The sequence below is a fragment of the Psychrobacter sp. genome (assembly GCF_035469765.1).
Taxonomy (GTDB): Bacteria; Pseudomonadota; Gammaproteobacteria; order Pseudomonadales; family Moraxellaceae; genus Psychrobacter.
The window spans coordinates 1-6,878 of the sequence record NZ_DATIRM010000100.1 but is presented as its reverse complement, the minus strand read 5'-3'; the positions used below and the strand labels follow the sequence as shown (position 1 = coordinate 6,878).

The 6,878-nt window shown below is 44.3% G+C and carries 6 protein-coding genes; all 6 read left to right on the top strand.

All coding sequences use genetic code 11. The features are described from left to right. The first annotated feature begins 193 nt into the window (after window positions 1-193). Window positions 194-1,189: an alpha/beta hydrolase gene (locus VLN09_RS02775; RefSeq protein WP_325243683.1), complete on the top strand. Its 996-nt coding sequence runs from the start codon at window positions 194-196 to the stop codon at window positions 1,187-1,189. Between the two features lie 168 nt (window positions 1,190-1,357). Continuing rightward, the gene (locus VLN09_RS02770; RefSeq protein WP_011514505.1) at window positions 1,358-1,609 is read left to right on the top strand and encodes a BolA family protein; all 252 of its coding nucleotides are present in this window, start codon (window positions 1,358-1,360) and stop codon (window positions 1,607-1,609) included. A gap of 117 nt (window positions 1,610-1,726) precedes the next feature. After that, window positions 1,727-2,995 (top strand): UDP-N-acetylglucosamine 1-carboxyvinyltransferase, encoded by a 1,269-nt coding sequence (murA, locus tag VLN09_RS02765; protein WP_325243682.1) that lies wholly within the window; start codon window positions 1,727-1,729, stop codon window positions 2,993-2,995. A gap of 147 nt (window positions 2,996-3,142) precedes the next feature. Next, a complete protein-coding gene (gene hisG / locus VLN09_RS02760) occupies window positions 3,143-3,838 on the top strand; it encodes an ATP phosphoribosyltransferase (RefSeq protein WP_325243681.1) in 696 nt (231 codons plus the stop codon). 240 nt (window positions 3,839-4,078) lie between these two features. Next, window positions 4,079-5,377, top strand: coding sequence for a histidinol dehydrogenase (hisD, locus tag VLN09_RS02755; protein ID WP_325243680.1), 1,299 nt, complete (start codon window positions 4,079-4,081; stop codon window positions 5,375-5,377). Window positions 5,378-5,636: 259 nt separating this feature from the next. Next, window positions 5,637-6,770, top strand: coding sequence for a histidinol-phosphate transaminase (gene hisC / locus VLN09_RS02750; RefSeq protein ID WP_325243679.1), 1,134 nt, complete (start codon window positions 5,637-5,639; stop codon window positions 6,768-6,770). The last annotated feature ends 108 nt before the right edge of the window (window positions 6,771-6,878 follow it).

Genomic DNA, 6,878 nt, shown 5'->3' with positions numbered 1-6,878 from the left:
CATAAAATATATATAGTCAGGGAAAAGCAATATCGATACATAACGTACTGCTGATATCAATTTTTCTTGCTTGCTGTGCCTACGCAGACAGAGGCTGCAAAAAATTTATACCAGCAGTACTGTAGCGTTTTTAAGGTATTTAAACTATACATTCAAAAGATATAGTAGATTCAATTTAATAGGGATACTGACGATGAAGGATTTTAGTAACGGTGTTAGTAAGACCAGTGCTATTAATAATGATGCTACCAAGAAGAGCGCTAAGCGAATCAAGGTTATGACACCTAAACGCATCAGTGTAGGGGTGACTGCAGCATTGGCAGTAGGCGGTATTGCTCTCGCGACACAGCAAGCACAGGCATTATCAGCGTTGGCTATCGTTAATGGTATTACTTCAAATGGTGGTATCGGGGTCAGTAAAGATATCTTGTATGGTGAAGTGCCAGACCAAGACTTAGATATTTACTATCCAAAACTTTTAACAAAAGCCATGAAATCACAAAGTGCTATTCAGAATAATTACCCCATGGTGGTATTTGTGCATGGCGGTTCGTGGGAGAGTGGTAGTAAAGAAGAATATGCCTTTGTTGGTCGAAGCTTGGCTCAAGCGGGCTATGTGACAGCAGTGATTAATTATCGTAAAGCGCCGGCGCATGTTTATCCGGACTATGTTGAAGATGCGGCGCAAGCCATTGCATGGAGCTATAAAAATGCCGCGCAATTTTATGCTGACCCTGAGCGTCTAGCCGTCGTTGGGCATTCTGCTGGCGCGTTTAATGCCGTTGCTGCTATCGCTAATGAGGATTTCTTAAAACCTTATGGCGTTAAGCCAACAGATATCGGCGCCGTTATTGGTATTGCAGGTCCTTATAGCTATGACTTTCGTAAATTTAGCAGCGTCACAGCTTTTGCAGCCGACGCGACACCCGATGAGGTGATGCCGGATCGTCAAATAAAAGGTGCACAGCCACCATATTTATTGCTGACTGCCGAAAAAGATACTGTCGTTTATGAGACCAATACCATTAAAATGACACAAGCATTAAAGGCTGCAGGCGTTAGTGTGGAAACTGGCGAGATTTCAGGCGCCAGTCATGCAACCAGTATTGGGGCGATGGCACCGCCTCTGCGCTGGGTCAATGATGTACGCGCACAAGTGGTCAGTTATTTGGACAAGACTCTGAAATAAATGTTTGCAGTATTAAGTGCGATAGTAACATGTAGCATGGACTTTATTTAAGACAGCTTATGCTTAGCCATCGTTGTGTAAGACAGTACTGTAAGATGGTCAAACTCTTGTTATAATGACGTCACTTTAACTCTATACTCTATTTAAAACTTTAAGGCAGAATATTCTATGAGCATGAACGCTGACGATTTGATTGCATTTTTACAAACGCATTTTCCAGATGCCTTTATTCAAGCTGCCAATCAAGGAACGAAGTTCGATGTGCGTGTGGTTGATGCCAGTTTTGAGGGCAAACGCGCCGTGCAGCGTCAGCAAGCGGTTTATGCTTTGGTCAATGATAAAATCGCCAGCGGTGATATTCATGCGCTTAATATTCAAGCGTTAACGCCCGCTGAGTGGGATGTTCAATCGCAAGGCTAGATTTTGCTATCACTTATTATTTATGACTAAGTTTTCTATTGCTAGCAAGTATTTTTGCTGGTGATATTGATTTGGTTTTTCATTATTTTCTATACTTATCGCTAGGTTGTCACCTTTATGGATCAATTTTTAATCACGGGTAGTAGTCGTATCGCCGGAGAAGTCACTATTTCAGGCGCAAAAAATGCCGCTTTGCCATTACTTGCGGCAATGATATTGGCTGAGACGCCGACGACATTGCACAATGTGCCATCGCTACAAGATGTACGCACGTTGATTGAATTGATTGCTGGTATGGGTATCCATATCCAAAAGCATGGTGATACCGTTACTTGCGATACCAAGAGTATTGATAATTTTTATGCGCCTTATGATTTGGTCAAAACCATGCGCGCCTCAATCTTAGTATTGGGTCCATTGCTGGCACGCTTTGGTGAGGCAGAAGTGTCATTACCTGGTGGCTGTGCGATTGGTTCGCGCCCTGTCGATCAGCATCTCAAAGCTTTTGAGGCCATGGGTGCTAGTATTTCAGTAGAAAACGGTTATGTGATTGCACAAGCACCAAAAGGCGGTAGACTGCTAGGGTGTAAGTTCTCATTTGATATGGTGACGGTAGGCGGTACTGAAAACGTTATCATGGCGGCAGCACTTGCCAAAGGGACAACGGTTTTGGGCAACTGTGCCCTTGAGCCGGAAGTGGTTGATTTGGCCAATATGCTGGTCGCAATGGGCGCTAAAATCAGTGGTATTGGTACAGCAATCATGACGATTGAAGGCGTTGAGCGTTTGCACGGTTGTGAGTATTCAGTTGTACCAGACCGTATCGAAACAGGGTCTTATCTTGCTGGTGCCTTAATGACACGTGGCGATGTATTAACCAAAAACACCTCGGCACTATTATTAACACCTGTGTTAGAAAAATTTGAAGACATGGGTGCGATCATTACTAGCGGTGATGATTGGATTCGTGCGCAAATGAAGGGTCGACCAAAAGCTGTCGATATCCGCACCCAGCCGCATCCAGGTTTTCCAACGGATATGCAAGCACAGGTTATGGCGATTGCCTGTCTCGCTGATGGCACCAGTACTTTTATCGAGAATATCTTTGAAAATCGCTATATGCACGTCCCTGAGCTTAATCGCTTAGGTGCCTCTATCCAAGTAGATGGTCATACCGCTGTTGTGAAAGGAGTTGAGTGCTTTACTGCCGCGCCTGTGATGGCAACAGATTTACGTGCTTCGATGTCATTGGTGATGGCAGCGGCAACGGCAGAAGGCGAGAGCTTAATTGACCGCATTTATCATATCGACCGTGGCTATGAGCATGTTGAAGAAAAACTGCGCGCGCTTGGGGTCAATATCGAGCGTATTAATAGCAACGGTTGATACCGTTAATCAAAAATTATAACGTCAGTCAGTAATGATGCTGGCGTTATAATTTCAAAATAATCTCATCGCTTAGCGTGATATTATTAACCACGCCCTTTAACGGTGACAATCTCCAGCACCATCAGCACACGGACCAGCGTCATTATGACTGAAGCAACCAACAACTTACCAACCAATGGTTTATTAAACGAAGTAAATGATGAGTTTTCAGGCTTAACACTTGCGTTATCAAAGGGTCGTATTTTAGAAGAGACGATGCCACTTTTGCGCGCCGCTGGTGTTGAGTTATTAGAAGACCCTGAAGCCTCACGCAAGCTTATTTTTCCAACCTCAAACCCTAATGTTCGCGTATTGATTTTACGCGCAAGTGATGTGCCGACGTACGTCGAACATGGCGCAGCGGACTTTGGTGTGGCGGGTAAAGATGTATTGCTTGAGCATGGTGCCAATCATGTGTATGAGCTACTGGATCTAAAAATTGCTCAGTGTAAACTTATGACCGCTGGTGTAAAAGATGCGCCTTTGCCAAACCGTCGCCTGCGTATCGCTACCAAATACGTCAACGTTGCCCGAGCTTATTTTGCAAGCCAAGGACAGCAGGTTGATGTTATTAAGCTCTATGGTTCGATGGAGCTTGCGCCATTAGTTGGTTTAGGCGATTTGATTGTTGACGTCGTTGATACGGGCAATACGCTACGCGCTAATGGACTCGAAGCACGAGATCATATCTGTGATGTTTCCTCTCGTCTTATCGTCAATCAAGTCAGCTATAAGCGCAAGTTTGCATTGCTTGAGCCGATTTTGAATAGCTTTAAAGATAGCATTGCCAGCGCTTCATAACTCAGTACAAGATAGAGCCTTATCATGGATTGGTAATATCAAGTATGGTTATGCAAAATTCTAAACCAGTTTGGTGCGCTAAGGAAGATATAGCGTGCTAAACTGGTTTTGTTGTATTTGCTTGCCAGCACATAAAAGCTCAGTATAATCTGAGTAAGACAAATATAAATAATCTGGTATATCAGCCAGCATTTTCTAATTTTTATAGCCGTATTCCATGCTCAAATATAGGACAAAGCCATGCGCCAATTAAGTACGCAAGACGCCGATTTCGACAGTCAGTTGACAGAGTTGCTTGCTTTTGAAACGGTTAATGATGCCGATTTGCTTACAACGGTAGATGACATCATTGCAAAAGTACGCCATGGCGGCGATAGTGTCGTACTCGCATTGACGCAACAGTTTGACCAGCACCCAGCAACGACGATACAAGCATTGGAGCTGTCTCAAGAGGCGCTCGCTGAGGCATTTGTCAATCTTGATGATAACGTAAAGACGGCTTTGACCACAGCAGCGACGCGTGTACAGAGCTTTCATGAGCGCCAAGTGCAAGAGTCATGGCAGTATGAAGATGAGCTGGGCAATCGCTTAGGTCAAAAAATCACGCCGCTTGACCGTGTTGGTATCTATGTACCGGGCGGTCTGGCATCTTATCCGTCTTCTGTATTAATGAATGCCATCCCTGCCAAAGTTGCTGGCGTCAAAGAGGTCATCATGGTCGTGCCTGCCCCAAAAGGCATACTCAATCCCTTGGTTTTGGCGGCGGCGCATTTGGCAAAAGTTGATCGGGTCTTTACCATTGGCGGTGCACAAGCGGTAGCTGCACTGGCTTATGGCACTGAGACGATTCCGGCAGTAGATAAAATCACGGGACCGGGCAATAAATATGTTGCAGCAGCCAAGCGCGCGGTATTTGGTCAAGTGGGTATCGATATGATAGCCGGTCCATCTGAAGTGCTGGTGTATGCAGAAGGCGAAGCACAAGACCGTGCTGATTGGCTAGCGATGGATTTATTGTCACAGGCGGAGCATGACCGTATTGCTCAAGCAATTTTTGTGACTACCAGTGAAAAACAGCTTAAAGAAGTCGCCATTGAAATTGAAAAAGCATTAGCAGAGCTGCCAAAGGCAGATATCGCTCGTGATTCATTAAGAAATCGTGGCGCGCTTATTTTAGTGAGAGACCGTGAAGAAGGCATGGCGGTTATCAATCGCGTTGCGCCTGAGCATTTAGAATTGTCTGTCGATAACCCTGATATGCTGCTTGGTGAGATTCGCCACGCTGGCGCTATCTTTATGGGACGTCATACGCCAGAGGCAATCGGCGACTATTGTGCAGGACCGAACCATGTGCTACCGACATCGGGTACGGCGCGTTTTTCGTCACCGCTTGGCGTGTATGATTTCCAAAAGAAATCGTCCATTATTTACTGTAGTGAAACGGGCAGTAAACCTTTGGCTGAGACGGCAGATATTTTAGCGCAACGTGAGGATTTAGAAGCCCACGCGCGTTCAGCCCGTTATCGTTACCAGTCTTAGCTCTGGAATAATAATTCTTAGCATACTAGGGCGTGTCCTCATTTAAAAAATGGAGATAAAAATGAGATAAATTGCAGTCAAACAAGGAAAATAGCGCTGTTAATATCGGGATATTACCTAGCTATTTGACGATGTTTGAAAAAATTTAGCCATTTTTAGCCCACTTAGATGTCCATCGATTGAATTGAGGACACGCCCTAGCCTTTAAAAAAATAGCTTTTAGAAATAACCGTCTCTGTGATTAATAGTAGGATAACTTATGAGTGAGTTAAAGGTAGATACTAGACTGTGGTCGTCTAAAGCACGTAATTTATCGCCATATGTCCCTGGCGAGCAGCCTCAGCATGACGATTTGTGTAAATTAAACACCAATGAAAACCCATTTCCGCCATCACCAAAAGTCGGTGAAGCAATCACTAATGTTTTAGCACAGCAGGCAGCAGATTTGCGCTTGTATCCAGCGCCTGAGTCTGATGATTTGCGCGGCGCATTGGCAGCGCTGCATCATCTTAATATCAATCAAGTGTTTGTCGGTAATGGATCAGATGAAGTATTGGCACTGGTATTTGCCAGCTTTTTCTTAAAAGAGCGCCCAATTTTAGCACCTGATATCAGCTATAGCTTTTATCCCGTTTATGCTAATACCTTTGGTATAGAGTTGGTGCAAATACCATTAGAAGCAGATTTTAGTATCAGTCCTGATGCCTATCGTCAACCTTGTAGCGGTATCATTATTGCCAATCCAAATGCGCCAACTGGTTTACTGTTGTCGCTTGCTGACATCCGTAAGCTTGCTAGTGAGCATTCAAACTCAGTCATTGTAATTGATGAGGCGTATATTGATTTTGCTGAGATAGAAGAGGGCAGTGCAGACTTAGAGTTATCAGCCATTAGCCTTATCAATGAATTTGATAACTTGCTAGTCACCCAGACTTTTTCAAAATCGCGCTCGCTTGCTGGATTGCGTGTCGGTATGGCATTTGGTAATGCCTCATTGATTGAAGCATTAACGCGCATGAAAAACAGCTTTAATAGTTACACGCTTGATAAGTTGGCACAAGCTGGTGCAACGGCTAGCGTCTTAGATGCGGAATACTTTGAGCGAACTTGTCAGCAAGTGATCGATTTGCGCACATCGTTAACGGCAGAATTGACAGCATTGGGTTATGATGTACTGCCATCACATGCCAACTTTGTCTTTGCGCGTCCGCATGATGGCGCTGCCAGTCAGGTGGCAGAAATATTACGTGAGCAAGGTATTATCGTTCGTCATTTTAATAAGCCACGTATTAATGAGTATCTGCGTATCACGATTGGTACTCCTGCACAGCATGAGCGTTTAATTAACGCATTAAAAGCGCTGCAAGCAGTGGCAGATGTTGACGTGAATTAATACCTAGCTCAACTGTAGTATAGTTAATCCAGAATAAAAGAGATACATCCCAAATCACGAAACAGTTTAGGTAGATCATTCTCCATCCACCCTTGGCGTAGAAATTTT

Bases quoted from the DNA above. Each gene is read 5' to 3' on its own strand.
- VLN09_RS02775 (WP_325243683.1), top strand. From the start codon at position 194: ATGAAGGATTTTAGTAACGGTGTTAGTAAGACCAGTGCTATTAATAAT.
- VLN09_RS02770 (WP_011514505.1), top strand. From the start codon at position 1,358: ATGAGCATGAACGCTGACGATTTGATTGCATTTTTACAAACGCATTTT.
- murA (WP_325243682.1), top strand. From the start codon at position 1,727: ATGGATCAATTTTTAATCACGGGTAGTAGTCGTATCGCCGGAGAAGTC.
- hisG (WP_325243681.1), top strand. From the start codon at position 3,143: ATGACTGAAGCAACCAACAACTTACCAACCAATGGTTTATTAAACGAA.
- hisD (WP_325243680.1), top strand. From the start codon at position 4,079: ATGCGCCAATTAAGTACGCAAGACGCCGATTTCGACAGTCAGTTGACA.
- hisC (WP_325243679.1), top strand. From the start codon at position 5,637: ATGAGTGAGTTAAAGGTAGATACTAGACTGTGGTCGTCTAAAGCACGT.